The organism is Chryseobacterium gambrini (genome assembly GCF_900156825.1).
Taxonomy (GTDB): domain Bacteria; phylum Bacteroidota; class Bacteroidia; order Flavobacteriales; family Weeksellaceae; genus Chryseobacterium; species Chryseobacterium gambrini.
Window position 1 is genome coordinate 215,496 of record NZ_FTOV01000007.1, and the last position, 21,573, is coordinate 237,068.

Below are 21,573 nucleotides of genomic sequence, written 5' to 3' on the forward strand. Positions count from 1 at the left end.
AATATGGCATTCGAGAATTGGTTTAAAAGAAAAGCACAAAATATCACTACTTCTACCAACGAGAAGAAGGACGTTCCCAAAGGTCTTTGGCATCAGACTCCATCAGGAAAAGTGGTGGAACATGACGAATTGAAGAGAAATAACTATGTTTCTCCGGAAGACGGTTTCCATGTAAGAATAGGAAGTGCAGAGTTTTTTGAGATCCTTTTCGATGAAGGCAAATTCACGGAACTGGATGCCAATGTTGAAAGTATTGACATTCTGAACTTTAAAGACACGAAATCTTACACAGACCGTCTGAAAGAAGTAAAAGCTAAAACTAAACTTACCGATTCCATCAGAAACGCGGTAGGAACCGTAAAAGGAACAGAAATGGTGGTTTCCTGTATGGATTTTGCTTTCATCGGTGGTTCTTTAGGTTCTGTAATGGGAGAAAAAATCAGAAGAGCGGTCGATTACTGTATCGAGAAAAAACTTCCTTATATGATTATCTGCCAATCCGGTGGAGCAAGAATGCAGGAAGCTACGTATTCTTTGATGCAGTTGGCTAAAGTACAGGCTAAACTGGCTCAGCTTTCAGAAGCAGGACTTTTATACATCGCTTATCTTTGTGATCCTACTTTTGGCGGAATTACAGCCTCTTTCGCCATGACAGCAGATATCATCATGGCTGAACCGGGAGCTTTAATCGGTTTCGCAGGACCAAGAGTTATCCGTGAAACCATCGGAAGAGATTTACCGGAAGGTTTCCAGACTTCAGAATTCCTTCAGGAAAAAGGTTTTGTAGATTTTATCGTTAAAAGAACAGAAATCCGAGATACTGTTGCCAAAACAGTGAATTTATTAGCTGTAAAAGCATAATAATTTGTAACAAAATAACACAATCTCTCTCTAATTAGGGAGAGATTTTTATTTATGAGAACTTTCAAGATATTTTTCAGCACTATCCGAAGTATGAGTTTTAAAAAGATTATCCGTCTTTTAACGCTTGTTCTTCCTCATCCTGTTTTCTCATTGCTCAGTTTTCATGCCACCGTTCAGGCATACACCATTGCCCAGAAAAAATTTCCTGAAACAGCTTCCACCAATGGTGTGGGAAATGCATTCAGACACGCTCTTTGGTGCTGTTTTATTGCGATGTACTGCTCCAAAGTCTCCTCGCCTCAGAAAGCGCTGAAATTCTGTAAAAGAATCACCGATATGCACGAAGAATTATTCCCGAACAAACCTCTAGAGACCAAAATGGATCTTCACAACAACAAATTCGGGATGAATTACTTTAAAGAACTGCTTCCGGGAGTTCATCGCCAGTTTTTCGAGAAAAGTTTTTTCATTGAAGGCTTAGAAAAGAAAATGAAAGATGCTAAAGTTCTGAAAAATCTGGATGATGATTTTGAAGGATTTCTGGTTTATCTGGATGAAAAATGAAAATGTGAAAAGTGAATTTCACTTCGCGAGTCAATTTAATACAATTAAAAATTCATTATTCACCCGAAGGAAATTCATCATTGACACTTCCCTCTTTGTAATCTGGAGTTTTTTTGATAAGTTTAACCTATATTTAATTCTATCGAATGGTTCTCAGCAGAATTTGGTCGGCATTTATTATCATTGCCATTGCCATTGCAGGTATAAAATACGTTTCATCAGGCAACTACAAAACTATTTTCAATGATATGGTTGTAGGAAAAGGCGGTGATACCGTACAGATTGCCACTCAGAAAATGAATGCACTCTCTCCTCTTGTGCGCGACAGCCTCATGAAAAAGACTGATTTTGCGGACAGCAGGATTCATTATAAAACAGATTCTTTACAACAGGATGTAAAAGTGTACCGTGTTCAGGAATCGGATGGGGTAATCGGAACTTCTGAAACGGCAGTGAAGATCTGTCTCGGACTTATCGGAATCATGACTCTATTCATGGGCTTCATGAGTATTGCGGAAAAAGCAGGCGGAATCAATCTTTTAAGCCGGCTAATACAGCCTTTTTTCTCAAAATTATTTCCCGATATTCCTAAAAACCACCCCGCTTTCGGGCATATGCTGATGAATTTCAGTGCCAATCTTCTCGGTCTGGATAATGCAGCAACACCTTTTGGTCTAAAAGCGATGGAAAGTTTGCAGACTTTAAATCCGAATAAAGACACGGCAAGCAATTCTCAGATTATGTTCCTGTGTCTTCATGCAGGAGGAATGACTCTAATTCCGGTTTCCATCATTGCGATCCGCGCCTCGATGGGTTCAAAAACGCCGACTGATATTTTTCTTCCGTGCATGATCGCTACATTTGCGGCAACTTTAGCCGCGATGATCGTTGTTTCTTTATATCAGAAAATCAACCTTTTAAAACCTGTAGTTCTTGCCTACGTCGGTGGAATTTCTGCCATAATCGCGTTGTTGGTTTTGTACCTCACTCAATTAAGCAAGGATGAACTGGATGATTTCAGCAAAGTGTTAAGCAACGGTTTAATACTTTTCATATTTTTAGCCATTGTTCTTGGCGCTGTTTATAAAAAAATCAATGTTTTTGATGCTTTTATTGAAGGAGCAAAAGAAGGTTTTACAACTTGTGTAAAGATTATTCCTTATTTGGTCGGAATGCTGATTGCCATTTCGCTATTAAGAACTTCCGGAGTATTTGACGTAATTATCGATGGGATGAAATGGGTTGCGTATTCTGCAAACTTAGATTCGAGATTTGTAGACGGACTTCCGACCGCTTTAATCAAACCTTTGTCGGGTTCTGGAGCAAGAGGAATGATGGTTGATACCATGACAACTTTCGGCGCAGACAGTTTCCAGGGAAAATTGGCAGCGGTTCTTCAGGGAAGCTCAGACACGACGTTTTATGTCATTGCTGTTTATTTTGGAGCCGTAGCCGTAAAGAATACAAGATACACAGTAATTGCTATGCTTCTGGCAGATTTGGTGGGGATTATTACTTCTATTATATTGGCTTATCTGTTTTTTGCATAAGTATGAAAAATGATACGCAAAATATTTTTGAAAAATCTGCTGAGTTAGTCGGTGGATTACAAATATTTTTGTCTCCATTTTTGATTGGAACAGCTATTTCGGCGATAATATACTTTTCCAATCCTAATAATTTCACCCTTATTGTTGCCATTGTACTTCTTCTTTTAGCTACTGGTATCGGTATAAAGTTAGCTACTAAGATTTACCGAAGCAAAAAAGGAACAATTGATTTTATATCTAAAACAGACTCAACCCCGGAAATTGATAAATTTTTAAATAAAGAAGAAAATGATCACAGATAAAGAATTTACCCTACGATTAATACGCCAGTTAACTCAGGCATTAGAAAAGCTGATTTTGGATAAGCCTGAAGAAAGCTTAATGCAGAAAGAGCTTGATTTTGAATCTTTAATGAAAGATATTTTCAAATTTGATTTTACAACGCTTTCATCAAAACCGAAAGAGGAAATCATAGAAATTGTTAATGAAAGACAGGAAAGAGACCATAAAGATTACTATGAAATGTTAGGAAATCTTTTCTATTTTAACGGAAAACAATCTGATAATAAAGATTTTTTAGATAAAGCAAAAACATTCTACGAACTGTATCTCCAAACGAGTGGAATATTTGCCCTTCCGGTTATTAACAGAATTTCAGAAATAAAAAAAGCACTTGAGTAAAGTGCTTTTGTATTTTTAGAAGGTAATTTTGTATGATCCTGTGGAAGAAACACTCGCTTTTTCTGCTTTTACATATTTCTTAACCCACGATATCGCATTCGAACTGATGCAGGGATCAGAAGTTCCCCCCGATCTTCTCGCCGAAACAACGTTTCCTGCTTTATCTACAGTGTAAGCAATGGTAATCGTTCCGCTCGCTGTACAGTTATTCGCGGGTTGTGATCCGCCTCTTCCCATCGTTCCGGGGATAAATCCTACCAGTTTTCTGTCGATTCCTACTTTGCTGTCGCCATTTCCATCTCCGCCTAAAGGATCTCCTGCATTTCCGATTCCGTTTCCGTCACCCTGACTTCCTGCTTTTGTTCCGCGTCCTCTGATCAGATTTCCAATGGCTGCATTTCCTTTTCCGTCACCATTTCCAGTCTTGGAATTTGCGGTTGTGGCTCCTGATTTTTTAGTGTTTTTGGTTGCAGAGGTACTTGTGGAAGTCTTTTTAGTTTCTGCTTTGGATTCTTCTTTTTTTGGAACCGAAGTTTTAGTATTGTTTCCGGTTATGACCTTATCTTTCGCTTCTGTTTTTTTGGTTTCAGGCTGCGGATCAGGCTGTATAACGGTCTTGGTTTCAGGAACAGCGGTTTCTGCAGGTTCAGAAGCGACTTCTTCTGTCGCAGCAGCAAGGCTTCCCGGCTGATCCGCCGGTTCTTCTACCCCGTTTCCGTTTCTGTTATCTCCAAAATTAACCAGCATGGTTGTAATAACTTCTGGCTGTTCATCGAGTTCCGGTTTCAGTTTATACAGAAAAACAAATAAAAGAATGGCAGACCAAATGAGAATAGAAAGCACTGCGCTTTTTATCCTGTCTCTGTTTTGCTCATCTTTACTGATTATATGGCTTCTCATTTTAAAATGCTCCTTACTTCGAAGAGTTATTTATCTTTAACGGTTGCAATGGCAATATTGAATTTATGTTTCTCGGCAATTTCCATTACAAAAACCACGTCTTTATGGAGGGTATTTTCGTCTGCTCTTATGGTGAAAGATTTATTCGCCTGACCTGTTAATTTATTGACAATGGTCTGTTCCAATTCTCCTCTGTTCACAGGATTATCGTCTACAAAATAAGACCCATCCGGTTTTACGCTCACCACCAAAGGATTCGGAATATTGTCTGCTGCGGTATCTGCTTTCGGCAATTTCACATCGATCGCACTTTGATTGGCTGCCGAAGAAGTTACCATAAAGAAGATCAGCATCAGCAAGATAACATCTGTCATCGCTGCCAAACTGAATTCCGGGTTTGCTTTATTTCTTCTCTGAATTTTCATCTGTTGATTCTGATTTTATGTTTGTCAGATGGAACCTTTCGGTTTCATAAGAAAAAATTATAACGGTTTATTGATAAGGTCTAAAAATTCGCCGGACATGTTTTGCGCCTTCAATACAAATTTATCAATTCTTGTTAATAATAAATTGTAAAAAAAGTTTGCCGGAATTGCTACAGCAAGACCTACTGCTGTTTGTCCCAATGCAGTATAAATACCTTCAGACAAAGTTTTCGGAGAGAAAGAACCCGTTGCATGAGACAAATTGAAGAATGCGATGATCATCCCGATTACCGTTCCCAAAAGTCCCAACATCGGAGCTATACTTGGAACCACCGCCAAAAGATTCAGATTTTTTTCCATGTTGGCAACCTCAACCTGAGCCTGAGATTCCATCGCACTTACGATATCCGAAACAGGGCGCCCCAATCTTGAAATTCCTTTTTCTAAAATTCTGCCTTCCGGAGAATTTTGTCTTTTACAGTAATCTGCCGCAGACTCTATTTTACCATCTCTGATAAAATCTTCGATATTATCCATAAAATTGGCATCTGTTTTTGAGATTAATCTTTTAATAAAGAAAAAGCGCTCAAAGAAAAGATATACGGAAAATACACCGAGCAACAACACGGTTACCATCACTATTTTAGCGAAAGCTCCTCCGTGGAACATGATTTTCCAAAATGAGAATTCTAAATCGTCTGCCGCTACTGCAGGTGCAGCAACCTGGGCAAATAAAATCTGAGTAAGTTCCGTTAACAGCATTAAAGTGTATTTTTATAAAAGTTGTAACGACAAAAGTAATGGAATATTATGAATTGAACTCTTAAAAATTGCTTAAAAACAACTTAAAGTTTGTTATTTTCATAAACAGCAAATTTCTTTCCAAAAATGATTTGAAAAGAAATCTGATATAAAAATGGGGACAAATAAAGATGATTAATCTTCGTCTACCTCAATTTCTTCCTGCTTGAATTCACATTTCAGCCTGAAAGGAATCGGCGTGTCTGATCCTGTATAGAAATCATCAATCGTTCCTTTCCAGATTACCTGAAGTTCTCCTTCTTCATTTTTCTCAAACTGAAGCTCATTATCATAAATAAAGGCTTCCTCGTCATCGAAAAGATCTACTTCGGTATATGTATCTTCATCAGAATCATTAATCGTAATGGTTTTTCCTTCTATTTCCGCGGAATCGATAGGGAAATCGAACACTTCAAGAGAAAGCTGCGGAAAGTTGTACTGTAATGAATCATCCTCTACATGATCCAGACTGTCATCCGTAATAATTTCAACTTCCAGAAAATGTTGTTGGTTGCTGTAAACCGCCTTGCAATAAGTATTTCTGATATTGTACTTTAGCGTTTCGTCCGGATGGTAAATTTTTAAAATCCCTTTCATTATTTCTTAAAAAAAAGAGCGGTAATAATATGATTGTTAAACGTTTTCAACAAAGATAAAAAATAGATTGAACGTGAAAAATTTTTTGAAAAGTATTTTTAAAAAATCTCTTTTAAATTAATATAACAAGCCTCTAAAATTTTAATCTTATAAAAAAGTGCCGCTATATGATAACGACACTTTTAAAAAATTTTAATTATTAAAATAAGTTATTCAATTTTTTCGGCTTTAAGCTGAGCCGTATTTAATCTTGCATTGCTTGGTGCATTTGCAGATTTTTCAAATTTCAGTTCAGAACCATTCCAGTGAACCGGTTTTCCTTTTGAGGAAGTATCTGCTTCATTATGAAGTACGGCAGTCATATTTTCGTCATAATCCTTTGAAAGAATTTCTTTCGGAACTGCAATATTTTCAAGACCTTTTCTCGTTCCTACAGCAATGTATGAGAATTTTACAGCATTGTTATCATCCGTTTTGGCACTGAATCCTGTTTTTGTAGGCTCCTGCTCAAGATAAATCTGAGAGCCTTTCCCGATTGGAGTAATGGTTACCACTACAGAATTTTCCGCAACAAGATCAGAGAATTTTCTGTCAAAAGAAACACTTACCCTTCCGCTCGCATCAAGAGTTGCGGTTCCTCGTGTATAAATGTCTGCAGTGGTTGATGTAGGAACATACGTTGTAACTCTTTCTGTGCTTCCGTCTACAGTACTTACATTAGCAATTACATTATTCGTATACGTGGCACCGTCCACATACATCCCGTAACGGCTTCCGCTTGCGTTAATCCCGTAAACATTACCCCTAAAAGCAGCTCCCATAAGATCTCCTACTCCCATTACCCCAAATCCTGCTGCCTCAGAACCCAACGCAGATCTACCCGTTCCTGTAGACATTGCGGCATTTCCATACACTCCTGCATTCGCAGAAGCAGATGTTCTGTATCCTAAAATTCCAAAAGTCCCTGCAACCTGTGAATTCCCCAACACTCCACCCGACCTGTCGACTGCTGCGGCACTTGCTACAGAAAGAACTTCTCCTAAAACACCAAAAATGTAGGCATCTGTAGAAGCTGTAGGTTCCGCATTCCCCATTGACCCGTAAAGAGTAGTATGTGCTAAAGTGGTTGCGGCAGAACTTGGTCCTGAATAGCCACTTCCTGAATTGCTTGCAGCAGCACTTCCTAAAACTCTATTCCCCCAAACTCCTGCTCTTCTTGTAGAAACATCTGCGGTTGCATCCGTAGATGTTGCTGTAGTAGTAGTAAATACTCCGGAAGCCGTTCCTGCTGAAAGTACACTAAAACCGCCTCCAGTAGAAGTAGTACCATCCATTTGTACTCTTACTCCATTTCCTGTAGAGTTTCCACTGTGAATAACTAAAATCCCATTACTTGTGGTTGCTGTATTTGTATTCTGTATTCTCAAACCTTCCCCTGTTCCATTATGATTAATAAAGGCTCCTAATGACGGATTAGTTGCAGCCATTACAACATTTAATCCCCGGGAATTTGTCGCTGTTCCATTTTGAGTAATTACCAACGCCCTGTCGAGAGTAGCTGAACTCATATCAATGAACATTCCTTTTGATCCCGTACTTGCTAAACTTCCGGTATCTGCTGCACTGCTCGACTGACTTATAATAGCTGCAGGCTGATTGGTTGTTCCTGATTCCAAAATGTGAATTTTTGCAGAAGGAGCTGTTGTTCCGAATCCTGAATTTCCATTATTAAGAAGAGACATTCCACTTCCTGCAACATTACTTGGCTGAAACCTCGCGAAAATACCTGTTGCATTAGAAGGTGCTGCATTATTGATAATTCTCACCAATCCATTTGTTGAATTTAAGGCTGTACTTGTAGAAGTAATATCCAGTAAAGTTCCTGTAGTTAAAGCATTGGCTCTTAAAGTAAGAGGAGTCTGTGTACTTGCTGTGGTCCAATCCCAACTTTGTGCGAAATTCTTACTGTCTATCGAATTATTCTCTGTTCCGTCGATAAGTCCTGAAATCGGCGTTTTTGCAGCCGTCCCGAAATTATTAATAGCAACCCATTTTGCCAATCCGAAATTATAATAATAAAATCCAGGGGCTGTAAGATCTACGGTACTTGCCGTAAGACTGGTTGCTGCACTCGTTGCGTAAATCATCATAGAATTTTGAGAACTTCCTAGAAGAGGCTCCATATTTTTAATCTGATCTCCTGTTAATCTTGGAATTAAGATACCCTCCGGTCTTACACCGTTGGTTTTAGAAACAATCTCAAAGGTTGTGTTTGGCGAAGTTGAATTTATTCCAACTTGGGCATAAAAAGCCGAAATGCTTGAGAAAGCAATTGCCAGGTTAAGTAGTTTTTTAGTCATATCAATTAAAATTATATTTTCACATTAAATTAAACAATAATTAAAATAATTCACAACACTTTTACTTATTATTTAATTAATCGCTAATATAGAAAAAAACTAATAACACAAAACAAATCATACGAATAATTATTTTTTTTTAAACATATACTAATTATATATAAATTTTTAAATTAATTAAGCAATCAATAACACATTTTTACCAAATCACCTAACTTTAAATTAAAAAAATACAATTATCAATATTATTTTACGCATAAGATGTGATTTGAGGTAAATATTTTCATTAAAATAAATTAAAAACAAATAATTTTCTTGTTTATAATCTTAATTTTAGTTGATTGAAAATTTACGTTGATATTATATTTATTTTTGTTCTCTAAAGATTCCGGAATGAAAAACATCATATCAAAAAGTATTTTAGGATTAGGTCTGATCATCAGTTTAGGCTCATGCAAAAAATCCGATTCGCCTTTAACAAAAGTAACACCATCCAATCTGGATTCTATTGCTTCCAATTATTATGAACAGTATTTGAAATTATATCCTCTGGATGCGACTTCGCAGGGAGATTTGCGTTATAACGATCAGCTTCCGATTAACATCGATAAAGATTTTATCTCTGGAGAAGTAGCTTTCTACCGTTCTGTAGAAAAACAACTGGAGAATGTGGATTATAAGAATCTTTCAGACGAAGATAAGGTAATTTATGATGTGCTGAATTTTACGTTAAAAGATAAAATTGAAAACTATAACTATCATCCGGAATATATTCCTTTTACACAATTTGGCGGTCTGCCGCTTAATTTTCCTTTGTATGGAAGCGGAGAAGGAAGCCAGCCTTTTAAAACAGAGAAAGATTATACCGACTGGCTGAAAAGAATGGAAAAATTTCAGGAATGGATGAATGCAGCGACCGATAATTTCCGTGAAGGGATTAACAATAAAATGGTTTTGCCTAAAAAACTGGTGGTAAAGATGATTCCACAGATGAGAGCCGAAGAAATTACGTCTGCCGATCCGGATAAAAACATTTTTTACGGACCGATCAGAAAGTTTCCGAAAAATTTTACAGACGAGCAGAAAGAAAAATTCTCTAAGCTTTACAGGGATGCCATCGTGCAGAAAATTATTCCCGCTTATACTAAAATGGGCAACTTTTTAGAAAAAGAATATTTACCAAAAGCAAGAGAAACAGACGGTTATAACAGCTTACCGAACGGAAAGGAAATTTACCAATACTATGCGAAAAGCTGGACGACAACCAATAAAACGCCGGAGGAAATTAATAAAATCGGACTTCAGCAGGTAGCAATACTTCGCGCCGAAATGGAAAAAGTAAAACAGCAGGTTGGTTTTACAGGAACACTGGAAGAGTTCATCAATTATGTAAAAACAGATCCGAAAGCAATGCCTTACACGAGTTCAAAAGAAGTTCTGGCTGCATTCAACGGAATTTTAACGAAAATTACGCCGAAGCTGAAAACCATGTTTTCAATAACACCGAAAACAGGATTCGAGATCAGACAAACTGAAAAATTCAGAGAGGCAAGTGCAAGTGCAGAATACATTCAGGGAACTCCGGACGGAAAAAGACCGGGAATCTTCTACGTTCCGCTTCCAGATCCGTCAAAATTCAACGTAACTTCAGGTATGGAATCTTTGTTCTTACACGAGGCTATTCCGGGACATCACTATCAGGTTTCTTTACAACAGGAAAACACCAAACTCCCGAAATTCATGAGATTCGGCTGGTTTGGAGCTTACGGTGAAGGATGGGCTCATTATTGCGAAACATTAGGACCGGAATTCGGGCTGTACACAGATCCTTATCAGAAGATGGGCTACCTGAGCGACCAAATGCTAAGAGCAGTAAGACTGGTAGTAGACACGGGTCTTCACACGGGAAAAATGACGAGAGAACAGGCAATCAAATATTTTCTAAGCAATATTTCTTATGACGAAGCCGGAGCAACAGCCGAAGTAGAGCGATATATGGCAATGCCGGGACAGGCTTTAGGCTACAAAATCGGTTCGCTGAGAATCCGTGAGCTGAGAGAAAAATATCAGAAAGAACTGGGAAGTAAATTTAATTTAGCCAAATTCCATGATGAAGTTTTGAGCCAGGGTTGCCTTCCTTTGGATGTTCTGAACAGGAAAATGGAACTTTGGGCAAAAAAACAGAAATAATTTTTGCAGGTATCCTAAAAACGCAAAGTTTTTCATTGATTTTTATTTTTTAAATGTAAACTTTTTTACCGCAAAAGATGCAAAAGATTGTAACCCTTTAGTTGTTTAAGTTTAATCCTTAAATGGAAAGAAAGATCACATAAGTTAAAAAAATCAAAGATTTTTTCTCTTTGAAGGCTTTTGAAATACTTTAAATAAATCCAATAATGTCTTTTGTCTCTTTTGAAGTTAAATTTAAAATGAGTTTAAAAAACTTATAATTTGCGCCTTTGTAATTAAAATTGAAAAACAAAAAAATACAACGAAAAAAGATGTTTACAGTAGAACAAATTGAATCTGCTCACGGCAAAGTAAAAACTGGAGCAGATTTTCCAAATTACATCAAAGAAATTAAGGAATTAGGCGTGAAATCTTTTGAAACATGGGTAAAAGACAGCCATACCGAATATTTTGGAGAAAATGATTTTAAAACAACCTCAGAACCTCAATATAAAGATTTAGTAATCGCTGATGATTCTGACCAGGAAAAGTTTATTCAGCAGCTTAAAAGTCATCAGAGAGGAGAAACGGATTATATGAAATTTTGCGAAGACTGTGCTGAAACGGGAATTGAAAAATGGATTGTAGATCTGGATCAATTTACCTGCATTTACTACGATAAAGCCGGAAACGAAATTCTGACAGAAGAAATTCCTCATTAAAAACTGAAGTCACAAATTAATTTTTGTGGCTTTTTTGTTTAGCTTTATGTTTTAAAACAGAATATGATAAAAGCATTTCTCTTTTTTATCACTTTCATTTTTGGATTGTGTTTTTTAAGTTGCAAAAAGGAAAACAGGGAAATCTCACAACCTGAAAAAATTACTGTTGATGAAAATTTAAGTAAAAATGATACATTCAAAATTCTATCAAAATATCCTGAGCTTAAATTATTTAGCAGTGAAAAAGTAGAAAATCTAACAAGAACCGCTCATATTGTACAAGAAGATGGTTATTATGAAAGCTTTTTATATCCTCGAAGAAAGCAATACAGATTTTTTCAGTTCAGCGATTATAAATGCAAAACTGAATACAAAGGAGACACCATCAATATTTGGCTTAATAATTACAACGGATATTTTGGAAACGGAGTTTTGGTAAAGGTTTTTAATCATCAGTTTTTAATTCAAGATATTGACCCTAAAGCCTTAAAAGGTGAGATTAAATTTATCAATTCTTATCCGGTTTATCAGAAATTGGCTCTTAATAAATACATCTTTCAAAAAAGCGACAGTATTTATGGGTTTATCGACTATGAGACGAAGCTGGATTCTCTGGTTACTAAAAATTTCAGAGGATATTTTAAAACAAAAATTAAATAAGAAAAATAATGACAGAAAGTCTAAAATCGCTATTCCTAAGGGATTTAAATAAGCTGAAACAGGAAATTGAATCTTATAAGAATGAAACAAATCTCTGGAAAACAGAGGCAAACATTTCAAATTCGGCAGGAAATTTAACGTTGCATATTGTGGGAAATCTCAGTCATTTTGTGGGAGCTGTTTTGGGAAATTCCGGATATGTAAGAAACAGGGAGCTTGAATTCTCATTAAAAGATATTCCGAGAGCGGAATTGATTCAGCAGATTAAAAAGACGATCGAAACGGTAACGATTACGCTTGAAAGGCTATCTGATGAAGACCTCCAGAAACCATATCCGCTTGAACCTTTGGGTTATGGAATGACGACGGAATATTTCCTGATCCATCTTTTCGGGCATCTGAGTTATCATCTGGGACAGATTAATTATCACCGAAGATTGTTGGATTGATTTGCTTCTTCATCTATTTAACCACCCCGTCAAAAATTCTTCCGAATTTTCGCCACCCCTCCAAAGGAGGGGAATTCAGGCCTCGGAAAAGACTGTTTATTTTTCGAACAGCATTTTGGTGATGAAATCTTTGGCTCCGTTTCCTCGCGCGGGAGAATATTCTCTTCCGTAGAAAATAATCTGAAGATGAAGTTTATTCCACACTTCTTCTTTCCAGAGTTTTTTAGCGTCTTTTTCGGTTTCAACTACGTTTTTTCCGGAAGTGAGTTTCCATTGTGTCATTAATCTGTGAATGTGGGTATCTACAGGAAAAGCAGGAAATCCAAAGCCCTGACTCATCACAACGGATGCAGTTTTATGCCCAACCCCGGGAAGCGCTTCGAGTTCTTCGTAGGTTTGCGGCACTACTCCATTATGTCTTTCCAGAAGAAGTTCTGCCATTCTTTTGAGATTTTTGGCTTTGGTATTGGCAAGTCCTATTTCTTTGATTAATTCTTTAATCTGATATTCCTCCAGCTTTGCCATTCTTTGTGGAGTTCCTGCCACCGCGAAAAGCTCAGGCGTTACCTGATTCACCTTTTTATCGGTTGTCTGTGCAGATAGTGCTACAGCAACCATTAAAGTGTAAGGATCGGTATGATCCAGCGGAATGGGAACTTCGGGATATAATTTTTCTAATTCGGTCTGTACGAGTTCGGCTCTTTGCTTTTTTGTCATGGAAGCATTAAATTTGAACAAAAATAAATCATTATGTTGAAAGTCGGAGATAAATTACCTCAATTTGAAGGAACCAATCAGGATGGTGAAACGGTACATTCTGAAAATCTGATCGGTAAAAAGCTTGTTGTCTTTTTCTATCCGAAAGCAAATACTCCGGGTTGTACTGCTGAAGCATGCAATCTGAGAGACAATTATGCCGAACTTAAGAAACAGGGATTTGAATTGTTGGGTGTAAGTGCAGATCCTGTAAAAAATCAGAAAAAATTCAGTGAGAAATTTGAATTTCCTTTTGATATCATTGCCGATGAAACGCGTGATATTATTGAAAAATTTGGCGTTTGGCAACTGAAAAAGTTTATGGGAAAAGAATTCATGGGAATTGTAAGAACCACTTTTGTTTTTGATGAAAACGGAATCTGTACAGAAGTTATCGATAAGGTAAAAACGAAAGATCACGCTGCACAGATTTTGAAATAGCTTTTAAATAATATTTATAATTTAACCGCAAAAGGCTTAAAAGAATAAAAATCAGAGATCTTCAGAACTATTGAATCTTTTTTGTGGCTTTTGTGGTTAAATAAAGAAGTTGTTTAAAGTAAAAACTATCCTACTCTGTTTCGTAATACATCAGTTCCTCCGGATCGTTGGGAATGGTGACATATTTTTGGAATTTCAACCCCAGCTTTTCAATTAATTTCTGAGAAGAAAAGTTGTCTTTTGTTGTAATGGCAGAAATCTTTTTCAACCCGAAATCATCCATTCCGACAGATTTTATCTTTAAAGCGGCTTCATAAGCGTACCCTTTTCCTTCAAACTCATCTAAAAGCGAAAAGCCGATATCCACAACATCCAATCCTTCCCTTTCGAAAATTCCAACTCCTCCGATTTTATGATTCCCATCCTTGGTAAGCATTAAATAATTTCCGTAGCCCAATCTTTCCATTTGAGGAAGAAAACGGTTTCTGATATAATCTTCTGCGTCAGAAAGTGTCTTCAAATTACGATCTCCGATAAACTGAATGAATTTCGGACGGTTGTAAAGATCCAGAATAAATGCTGTATCTTCCAGAGACATCGGACGAAGAATCAGACGTTCTGTTTCGTAAGAATTATTTTCGTTTTGTGGATCTTGCGGGTTTCTTTTTAGGCTCATCTTTCGGTTCTTCTTTTTTCTCGATCTTCAGCAATCTTGGGTTATTGGTGCATTTTTTATTATAAAGCTCAATATACGAACCATTATCTTTCGCTTCCGTAATTATTCCTGTTGATTTACTGATGGTTAAAGTAAAATATTTTTTCTGATAAGGACATTCTGTAGAAGTCAACTTTCCTAAATTCAGATAATAATTGGATTTATCTTCGTAATAATTCGCCGCAATATCTCTGAATTCTTCATCGATAATATAACCGTCTGTAGCTGCAGAAATGGCAGCATCCTGAATGTCATCAGGTTTTCCCACAAAGTTTTTAAGCCCTTCAAGAGTGGTAACATATTCTGTTTTTCCTCCGGATACATAGACGATGAAATAAAATTCATTTTCTTCCGCAATTCCGATATTGAATCCTGAGGTTTGTGAAACATAATCTATCGCCGCTCCGGATTGTTTCAAAATACGGTCTTTCCCATAACTGCTGTGAATCAGCAACCAGGAAGAGGCTTTAACATTCGGAATAATGTTCTGTAAAATACTGGAAACATTAGAAAAATGCTTCTTTTCCTGTGCGTAAGAAAATATTCCCAAAAACAAAAAACCGAATACCCAGAATTTTCTTATCAATGTTATCATAGTTACAGAACGAGGAAAAAAGAAAATTATTTTACATGAATTTATCTCCTTTCTTCAGGTTTTTAAGGTCTAAAACATAGTCTTTTATCAGCTGATCGTGATCTCTCGGGCAGATTAAAAGAGCTTTATCGGTATCTACAATGATGTAATTTTCCAATCCGTCGATAACTACTGCTTTATTGTTATTTTTCATACGGATTACATTTCCTTTTGCATTGTAGGTAAGAATCGGCTGTTTAGATTTTACGGCATTCAGATTCTCATCCTTGTCTGCATTTTCATAAACGGAAGTCCAGGTTCCCAGATCGCTCCAACCCAAATCTGCCGGAATTACATAAACGTTCTGTGCTTTTTCTAAAATTCCGTTATCAATAGAAATTTTCTGGACTTTAGGATAAATCAGTTCAATACAGCTTTTTTCACTGTCTGCATTGTATTCGCAAGCCATAAAATGCTGCGTCATTTCCGGAAGATACATTTCAAAGGCATGATGGATGCTTTTTACGTTCCAGATAAAAATGCCTGCATTCCAAAGGAAATCACCGCTTTCCAGAAAGCTTTTAGCAATTTCAAGAATCGGCTTTTCCGTAAAGGTCTTTACTTTATAATAATCTGAATCGTGTTTGTCTACAAACTGAATATAGCCGTATCCTGTGTCGGGTCTTGTTGGTGTAATTCCCAACGTTACCAGATATTCGTTCTTTGCAGCAATTTCAAAAGCCAGTTCTACTTTTTTCAGAAAAGTTTCTTCTTTTAAAATTAAATGATCTGCAGGAAGCACGATCATGGTTGCATCGGGATCTGTTTCAGCGATTTTATTCGCCATGTAAAGATTACACGGAGCCGTATTTTTAAGCAAAGGTTCTCCCACAATATTTTCCTGCGGAACTTCCGGCAACTGCTGATGCGAAAGCTCTACATACTCTTTATTCGTAATCACAAATATATTTTCATTAGGAATAATTCTGCTGATCCTGTCATAGGTCTGCTGAATCATGGTGCGTCCCACTCCTAAAATATCCTGAAACTGTTTCGGAAATTTCTGCGTACTCATAGGCCAGAATCTGCTTCCGATTCCACCTGCCATAATGACGCAATATCTGTTTGATTTTGACATTCTTATGTGTATTTTTCTACCCTTGCCAATGGTTTGAAAGAATACTTTCTTCCTGTAGCCAAGTTTTTACAAAGATAGTTTTTTTTAATTAGACCTTCTAAGAGGTACTTTTCGTTCCGGTAAATAAAAAGATCTCCTTTTTGAAGCGTTTCAATAAACACAAGCGTATCGTCCTGTTTCTCAATGTGAAAATATTTTACCAGCTCCGGACTTGCCATAAAATTGGCTTTCGGAGATTTCGAAAATTTAACAATGACGGGTCTTAAATTTTCTTCATATACTTCAAGACTCTGCAAAAGCATCTGCCGGAAAGTTTCTTTCCATTCGTTTCCGTGTGGAGAAATTCTTCTGCCGTACTTCTCAAAGGCAATAAGATGCGCCAACTCATGGGTTAACACAAAGAAAAATAATTGCGGAGCCAAAGTGGAATTGATCGTAATCTCATGAGAATGATCCTGAAGTTTACGATAATCTCCCAGTTTGGAATTCCTGTTGCGTGTAACTTTTATATGAATATAATAGTCTGCAAACCAAATTTTTAAATATTGAAGCGTATTTTGCGGTAAATATTTTTCTAATGACTGAATAGACATTTTACAAACTTAATGGAATTCCGGCATAGAAATTCAACAATTTAAGACTGAAAACATAATTATATTTTGCCTGAGCTACAGAACCCTGTGCATTAGCATAATTATTTCTTGCAATATTTACATCATAAATGGTAGATCTTCCCGCTGCATAACTTTTATCTGCAAACTCCAATGCAAGTTTGGTGCTTTTCTCTGCCTGAAGTGATGAAAGATAGATTTCATAATTGGCATCCACATCAAACTGCGCTTTCTGAACATTCTGTCTTACGGTCTGTTTCTGCTGTTCTAAAGTTACTTTTGCCAGACTTTCATTTAGTTTAGACTGTTCTACCTGAAGTTTTGTAATTCCTTTATTGAAAATAGGGATATTGACAGAAAGAGCCGCCTGTTGTCCGAAATTGTCTTTATATTGAGAAAAGAATCCCTGTTCTTTTACATAGAAAAGAGCGGAACCTACATTATCTGTATTTAAAAGGTTATTGTAGAAAGATCCGATTCCTGCACTTGCCGTAACAGTAGGCCAGAAAGCCGTTTTGGAAACTTCGGTCTGCGCCTGCGCTGCTTTTATCCTGCTTTCCGCGGCTTTTACCTGCGGCTGAGTCTCGTAAGCTGTTGTTAAAACCTCATCTACAGATTTTAACTGCGGAGCCAACTGATCCGGAACATTTACATCTTCCACATCAAAATCTTTATATTCCTGAAGCTGTAAAAGCTGTGCTAAAGCAAATAAACTTCTTCCCACATTAATTTCAGCAGTCTTCAGGTTTTGTTTTTCTCTTGCCAGTCCTGCCTCTGCTTCTGCTAAAACCGTTTGTGCCGTTGTGCCTATTTCTGTAGTAATTTTTGATCTGTCATATTGTTTCTGAGCATTTTCAACAGCCGCCTGAGAAATTTTTACAATTTCTTTATTCAGTAAGGTTGTTAAATACTGCTGTGCAATCTGAAGAGAAATATCATTTTTAATGGTTTCAATATCATACTGACTTGCTTCTACATCGAATTCTGTTTTTCTGATGGTTTTTTCAAGTCTGCCGTTATTGTACACCAAAATATCTGCTCCCAAATTTGCACTGTTACTGAATCTGTCGTTTCTTAAACTTCCCGTCCCGAAAGAGGTTTGCCCGAAACTCACCGTATTTCCCACAGAACCGGAAACAGACGGAAGATAGTTTTTCTTGGCAATTTTCAGATTCAGATCCTGAGACTGTTTCGAATATTCATTTTGGATCACCTGAAGATTATGTTTGGTTGCATAATCCACACATTCTCTCAAAGACCATTTTTTCTGGGCATTGACTGCCAGACAAGATAATCCCAAAATAATAGTCAAAACCTTTTTCATACTCTATATATTTTTCCCTATTAGACGAAGTAAATATAAAAAAGTTACAGTTTTAATATTTCTTTTTAAAAAACTTTTGAGAATTTTGCATTATGACAAATGAACAATATCAGGAAGCGGTAGAATGGTTGTTCGTACAGGCTCCTAATTATCAGATAGACGGGCAGAAAGCATACAAGCCGGGATTGGACAATATCATAAAACTTTGCGATTTTTTCGGGAATCCTCAGGAAAAGATAAAATGCGTCCACATTGGCGGAACCAATGGGAAAGGATCTTCCAGCAATATGCTGGCTTCAGTGCTACAGGAATCGGGATATAAAACAGGACTGTACAACTCTCCTCACCTGATCGATTTTACAGAACGGATTAAGGTAAACGGTAATAATTGTGACAAAGAATTTGTTTATCATTTTATTCAGAAACTGAAAAATCTTCCTGAAGATATTCAGCCTTCTTTTTTTGAGTTTACCACCATTATGGCTTTTGAATATTTTCATCAGCAAAATGTAGAAATTGCGATTATTGAAGTGGGCTTAGGCGGCAGACTGGATTCAACAAATATTATTAATCCTTTGGTGGCGGCCATTACGAATGTTCAGCTAGATCATCAGAATATTTTAGGAGATACCATTGAAGAAATTGCAGGAGAAAAAGCAGGAATTGTAAAACCCCGGATTCCGATTATTTCCGGTGATGAAAATGAAGCCGTAAAAAATATCATTAAAAATAAAGCGGATAAAGAAAATGCCCCTTTTATTGATGCTGCTTTGATAAAAACAGCGTTAAAATCTGATCTCCAGGGATATTATCAGGAAAAAAACATCAAAGTGGTTGTCTGTTTAATTGAAGAATTAAAAAAACTAAATTATACCATCTCGGATGAAAATATTGAAAAAGGACTTTTACACGTTCATCAGAATACAGGATTTATCGGACGATGGTTCCAGTTTTCAGAAAATCCGCTTACCATTTGCGACACAGGACACAATCAGGCAGGTCTGGAATATGTTTTTTCACAATTAAATTCCATCGATAAGCACAAACATATTATTTTAGGCTTTGTGAATGATAAAAAAATAGATGAAGTCATGAAAATTTTACCTGATAACTCTCAGTTTTATTTTGCAAAACCAGCCATCCATCGCGGAAGACACCCTGAAGATTACGAAAATTTACTTGTCGATGCGAAAATTTTTTACAAAATTTTCGATTCTGTACAGCAGGCGTATCTTTCTGCAAAAGAGCAATGTACAAATAAAGAAATGATTTTTATCGGCGGAAGCAACTTTGTAGTGGGAGAATTTTTAGAAAAAAATTTGGAGATTTCTAAATAAGTCGTATATTTGCACCACTCTAATCGAGGAAACAACGATAAAGAGGGTTCTTAGCTCAGTTGGTTCAGAGCATCTGGTTTACACCCAGAGGGTCGGGGGTTCGAATCCCTCAGGACCCACAGAAAAGGAAACGAAACCTTTCAAAAAAATTCGGGTTCTTAGCTCAGTTGGTTCAGAGCATCTGGTTTACACCCAGAGGGTCGGGGGTTCGAATCCCTCAGGACCCACAGAAATCTCTCTTTTTTAAGAGAGATTTTTTTGTTTTATATCTTCTGTGTAAGACTGATTAAAAAAAGCCTCCAGAATCGGGAGGCTCTATTTATAAAATCTTTTCCACTACTCTCTGCACATGCAACTCTTCCAGACAAGCCCAGTCTCCACGATAACATTCTTTATCCCCAAAAACAGAACAAGGTCTGCAAGTAAGGTCTTTCACCTGAACCACATCTTCTTCGCTTTGTCCAAAGCCTAAAAACCCGGCAAAAGGATGAGTCTGCCCCCACACGGAAACACATCTTGTTCCCATAAGACTTGCCAGATGCATATTGGCGGAATCCATGGAGATCATTAATTCTAATGTAGAAATTTTATTTAATTCTTCCTGAAGCCTCAATTTTCCCGCTAAACTGAGAGTATTCGGGATTTCTCTTTCCCACTGTTCCAGCGTTTCAGCTTCAGACTTTCCCCCTCCGAAAAAATAAATCGTATGTTTTTGTGCTAAAATTTTAGCAAGTTCAAAAGATTTTTCCAGCGGGAGCATTTTTCCACGATGCTGAGCAAAAGGCGCAAACCCTATTCCTGATTTTTCTCCGGAAACCGGTCTCAATGCATGAGAAAGCTCAACGCTAAAGCCCATTTCCCGAAAAACATCTGCATAACGCTCTACCGTTTTTTTCAGTTGCGTTTTATCTAAGTTCCAGACATTCGTGAGATCTTCTTTTTCTTCTTTTCCCTTATTGATTTTGAATACTTTAAGTCCTTTTCTTCTGTAAATTTTGTCGAGAATCTTCGTGCGGATTACATCATGAAGATTCGCAATAAGATCCGGATGAAATTCTTTAATTAATTCATTGGCAAGACGTCTCAATCCGAATATTCCTTTATAATCATCAAGGTTAACTCCTTTGAATATAACGTTCGGAATATCAGCAAATAAAGCTTCAAAATTCTTTCGGGAAACCATCACAATTTCTACATCGGGATTTTGTTCCAGAAACTCACGGAAAACGGGAGCTGTCATCGCAACATCCCCAAAAGCAGAAAAACGGTATGCTAAAATTCGGGTCACAGATTAAGACTTCAGTTGATATGCGACTGCGTAAAATTTAATCTGCTTCGTCATTGCCATCAAACCATTGGCTCTGGAAGGCGAAAGAAACTCCTGCAGACCAATTTCAGCAATAAATTCGAAATCAGAATCCAGAATTTCCTGTGTAGAGTGACCGCTGTAGATGCTTACCAGAAGCGAAACAATACCTTTCGGCAAAATCCCGTCAGAATCTGCCTCGAAAAACAACTTTCCATCCTTAAATTCGGCATCAATCCAAACTTTACTCTGACAGCCTTTGATCAGGTTTTCTTCCGTTTTTTTGTCTTCAGAAAGCCCCTTCAGCTCTTTTCCAAGATCAATAATATATTCGTATTTCTGCTCCCAGTCTTCAAGAAAAGCAAATTCGTCGATGATTTCCTGCTGTTTTTCTTTAATAGTCATTGTAAACTGATTTCTTTCTGCAAAGATAGCCAAATTAAAAAGATGTTGAATTTATTTGAAGCTATTCCCGCTTTCTGCTGTATCTTTTTTACCCGTTCTTATCCCCATGCAAAAAAAAGGATGTCGCGGCAATGGTAAGTTTGCATTAAACAAAACAGATTGATAACTTAGTTAAAAATATTAACCAGAAGAGCAAAAGCAGCAGGATAAAGACAGACGCTCGA

The 21,573-nt window shown here is 37.0% G+C and carries 24 protein-coding genes and 2 tRNA genes; 13 read left to right on the forward strand and 13 right to left on the reverse strand.

What is annotated here, in order from left to right; all coding sequences use genetic code 11:
- Positions 1-3 precede the first annotated feature (3 nt).
- From accD to BW951_RS14475, 5 genes are all read left to right on the forward strand, one after another.
- Positions 4-861, forward strand: coding sequence for an acetyl-CoA carboxylase, carboxyltransferase subunit beta (gene accD / locus BW951_RS14455; protein ID WP_076394071.1), 858 nt, complete (start codon positions 4-6; stop codon positions 859-861).
- A 54-nt stretch (positions 862-915) separates the two neighbouring features.
- Entirely contained in the window at positions 916-1,428 is a 513-nt protein-coding gene (locus BW951_RS14460) for a DUF6973 domain-containing protein (protein ID WP_076394073.1), read from the forward strand.
- Positions 1,429-1,574: 146 nt separating this feature from the next.
- Entirely contained in the window at positions 1,575-2,978 is a 1,404-nt protein-coding gene (locus BW951_RS14465) for a nucleoside recognition domain-containing protein (RefSeq protein WP_076394075.1), read from the forward strand.
- A gap of 2 nt (positions 2,979-2,980) precedes the next feature.
- On the forward strand, positions 2,981-3,280 hold the full coding sequence (locus tag BW951_RS14470; protein WP_076394077.1) for a hypothetical protein: 300 nt from the start codon (positions 2,981-2,983) through the stop codon (positions 3,278-3,280).
- Positions 3,267-3,659, forward strand: coding sequence for a hypothetical protein (locus BW951_RS14475; protein ID WP_076394079.1), 393 nt, complete (start codon positions 3,267-3,269; stop codon positions 3,657-3,659). The genes BW951_RS14470 and BW951_RS14475 overlap by 14 nt, the downstream gene beginning before the upstream one ends.
- 15 nt (positions 3,660-3,674) lie before the next feature.
- Here the strand turns inward: BW951_RS14475 and BW951_RS14480 are convergent, their stop codons facing one another.
- From BW951_RS14480 to BW951_RS14500, 5 genes are all read right to left on the reverse strand, one after another.
- The gene (locus tag BW951_RS14480) at positions 3,675-4,559 is read right to left on the reverse strand and encodes an energy transducer TonB (RefSeq protein WP_076394081.1); all 885 of its coding nucleotides are present in this window, start codon (positions 4,557-4,559) and stop codon (positions 3,675-3,677) included.
- A 26-nt stretch (positions 4,560-4,585) separates the two neighbouring features.
- Complete coding sequence (locus BW951_RS14485) at positions 4,586-4,984, reverse strand: ExbD/TolR family protein (protein ID WP_076394083.1); 399 nt, start codon at positions 4,982-4,984, stop codon at positions 4,586-4,588.
- Positions 4,985-5,041: 57 nt separating this feature from the next.
- Complete coding sequence (locus BW951_RS14490) at positions 5,042-5,746, reverse strand: MotA/TolQ/ExbB proton channel family protein (protein ID WP_076394085.1); 705 nt, start codon at positions 5,744-5,746, stop codon at positions 5,042-5,044.
- A 174-nt stretch (positions 5,747-5,920) separates the two neighbouring features.
- On the reverse strand, positions 5,921-6,382 hold the full coding sequence (locus BW951_RS14495) for a hypothetical protein (protein WP_076394087.1): 462 nt from the start codon (positions 6,380-6,382) through the stop codon (positions 5,921-5,923).
- A gap of 209 nt (positions 6,383-6,591) precedes the next feature.
- Entirely contained in the window at positions 6,592-8,742 is a 2,151-nt protein-coding gene (locus tag BW951_RS14500; protein WP_076394088.1) for a hypothetical protein, read from the reverse strand.
- A gap of 393 nt (positions 8,743-9,135) precedes the next feature.
- On the opposite strand from BW951_RS14500, the gene BW951_RS14505 reads away from it, so the two are divergent.
- The 4 genes from BW951_RS14505 to BW951_RS14520 all read left to right on the forward strand — a co-directional run bounded on the left by BW951_RS14505 (position 9,136) and on the right by BW951_RS14520 (position 12,742).
- Positions 9,136-10,932: a DUF885 domain-containing protein gene (locus tag BW951_RS14505; protein WP_076394089.1), complete on the forward strand. Its 1,797-nt coding sequence runs from the start codon at positions 9,136-9,138 to the stop codon at positions 10,930-10,932.
- Between the two features lie 311 nt (positions 10,933-11,243).
- Positions 11,244-11,633: a DUF1398 domain-containing protein gene (locus BW951_RS14510; protein ID WP_076394090.1), complete on the forward strand. Its 390-nt coding sequence runs from the start codon at positions 11,244-11,246 to the stop codon at positions 11,631-11,633.
- A 63-nt stretch (positions 11,634-11,696) separates the two neighbouring features.
- A complete protein-coding gene (locus tag BW951_RS14515) occupies positions 11,697-12,293 on the forward strand; it encodes a hypothetical protein (protein ID WP_076394091.1) in 597 nt (198 codons plus the stop codon).
- Between the two features lie 8 nt (positions 12,294-12,301).
- Positions 12,302-12,742: a DinB family protein gene (locus BW951_RS14520; RefSeq protein WP_076394092.1), complete on the forward strand. Its 441-nt coding sequence runs from the start codon at positions 12,302-12,304 to the stop codon at positions 12,740-12,742.
- A gap of 96 nt (positions 12,743-12,838) precedes the next feature.
- On the opposite strand, the gene BW951_RS14525 is transcribed toward BW951_RS14520, so the two are convergent.
- Positions 12,839-13,459, reverse strand: a complete 621-nt coding sequence (locus BW951_RS14525) for an endonuclease III domain-containing protein (protein WP_076394093.1) — start codon at positions 13,457-13,459, stop codon at positions 12,839-12,841.
- A gap of 33 nt (positions 13,460-13,492) precedes the next feature.
- Here BW951_RS14525 and bcp point away from each other — a divergent pair, with 33 nt between their 5' ends.
- A complete protein-coding gene (bcp, locus tag BW951_RS14530) occupies positions 13,493-13,939 on the forward strand; it encodes a thioredoxin-dependent thiol peroxidase (RefSeq protein WP_076394094.1) in 447 nt (148 codons plus the stop codon).
- 130 nt (positions 13,940-14,069) lie between these two features.
- Here bcp and BW951_RS14535 read toward each other — a convergent pair whose 3' ends face one another.
- The 5 genes from BW951_RS14535 to BW951_RS14555 are packed head-to-tail and all read right to left on the reverse strand — an operon-like array spanning position 14,070 to position 18,301.
- On the reverse strand, positions 14,070-14,615 hold the full coding sequence (locus BW951_RS14535) for a GNAT family N-acetyltransferase (protein WP_076394095.1): 546 nt from the start codon (positions 14,613-14,615) through the stop codon (positions 14,070-14,072).
- On the reverse strand, positions 14,572-15,249 hold the full coding sequence (locus tag BW951_RS14540) for a hypothetical protein (protein ID WP_076394096.1): 678 nt from the start codon (positions 15,247-15,249) through the stop codon (positions 14,572-14,574). The genes BW951_RS14535 and BW951_RS14540 overlap by 44 nt, the downstream gene beginning before the upstream one ends.
- A gap of 31 nt (positions 15,250-15,280) precedes the next feature.
- Positions 15,281-16,366: a mannose-1-phosphate guanylyltransferase gene (locus tag BW951_RS14545; RefSeq protein WP_076394097.1), complete on the reverse strand. Its 1,086-nt coding sequence runs from the start codon at positions 16,364-16,366 to the stop codon at positions 15,281-15,283.
- A gap of 2 nt (positions 16,367-16,368) precedes the next feature.
- Positions 16,369-16,959, reverse strand: coding sequence for a SprT-like domain-containing protein (locus BW951_RS14550; protein ID WP_076394098.1), 591 nt, complete (start codon positions 16,957-16,959; stop codon positions 16,369-16,371).
- 1 nt (position 16,960) lies between these two features.
- Positions 16,961-18,301 carry a TolC family protein gene (locus BW951_RS14555; protein WP_076394100.1) on the reverse strand — a complete coding sequence of 447 codons (1,341 nt, stop codon included), beginning with the start codon at positions 18,299-18,301 and terminating at the stop codon, positions 16,961-16,963.
- Positions 18,302-18,393: 92 nt separating this feature from the next.
- Between BW951_RS14555 and BW951_RS14560 the strand changes: the two genes are divergently transcribed.
- The 3 genes from BW951_RS14560 (at position 18,394) to BW951_RS14570 (ending at position 19,865) form a co-directional block, all read left to right on the forward strand.
- Positions 18,394-19,638 carry a bifunctional folylpolyglutamate synthase/dihydrofolate synthase gene (locus BW951_RS14560; protein ID WP_076394102.1) on the forward strand — a complete coding sequence of 415 codons (1,245 nt, stop codon included), beginning with the start codon at positions 18,394-18,396 and terminating at the stop codon, positions 19,636-19,638.
- Positions 19,639-19,682: 44 nt separating this feature from the next.
- Positions 19,683-19,757 (forward strand) — tRNA-Val (locus tag BW951_RS14565).
- Between the two features lie 33 nt (positions 19,758-19,790).
- Positions 19,791-19,865: transfer RNA gene (locus BW951_RS14570), tRNA-Val, on the forward strand.
- A gap of 92 nt (positions 19,866-19,957) precedes the next feature.
- On the opposite strand, the gene BW951_RS14575 is transcribed toward BW951_RS14570, so the two are convergent.
- The gene (locus BW951_RS14575) at positions 19,958-20,926 is read right to left on the reverse strand and encodes a glycosyltransferase family 9 protein (RefSeq protein ID WP_228427549.1); all 969 of its coding nucleotides are present in this window, start codon (positions 20,924-20,926) and stop codon (positions 19,958-19,960) included.
- A gap of 3 nt (positions 20,927-20,929) precedes the next feature.
- Positions 20,930-21,349: a SufE family protein gene (locus BW951_RS14580; protein WP_076394104.1), complete on the reverse strand. Its 420-nt coding sequence runs from the start codon at positions 21,347-21,349 to the stop codon at positions 20,930-20,932.
- Positions 21,350-21,573 lie beyond the last annotated feature (224 nt).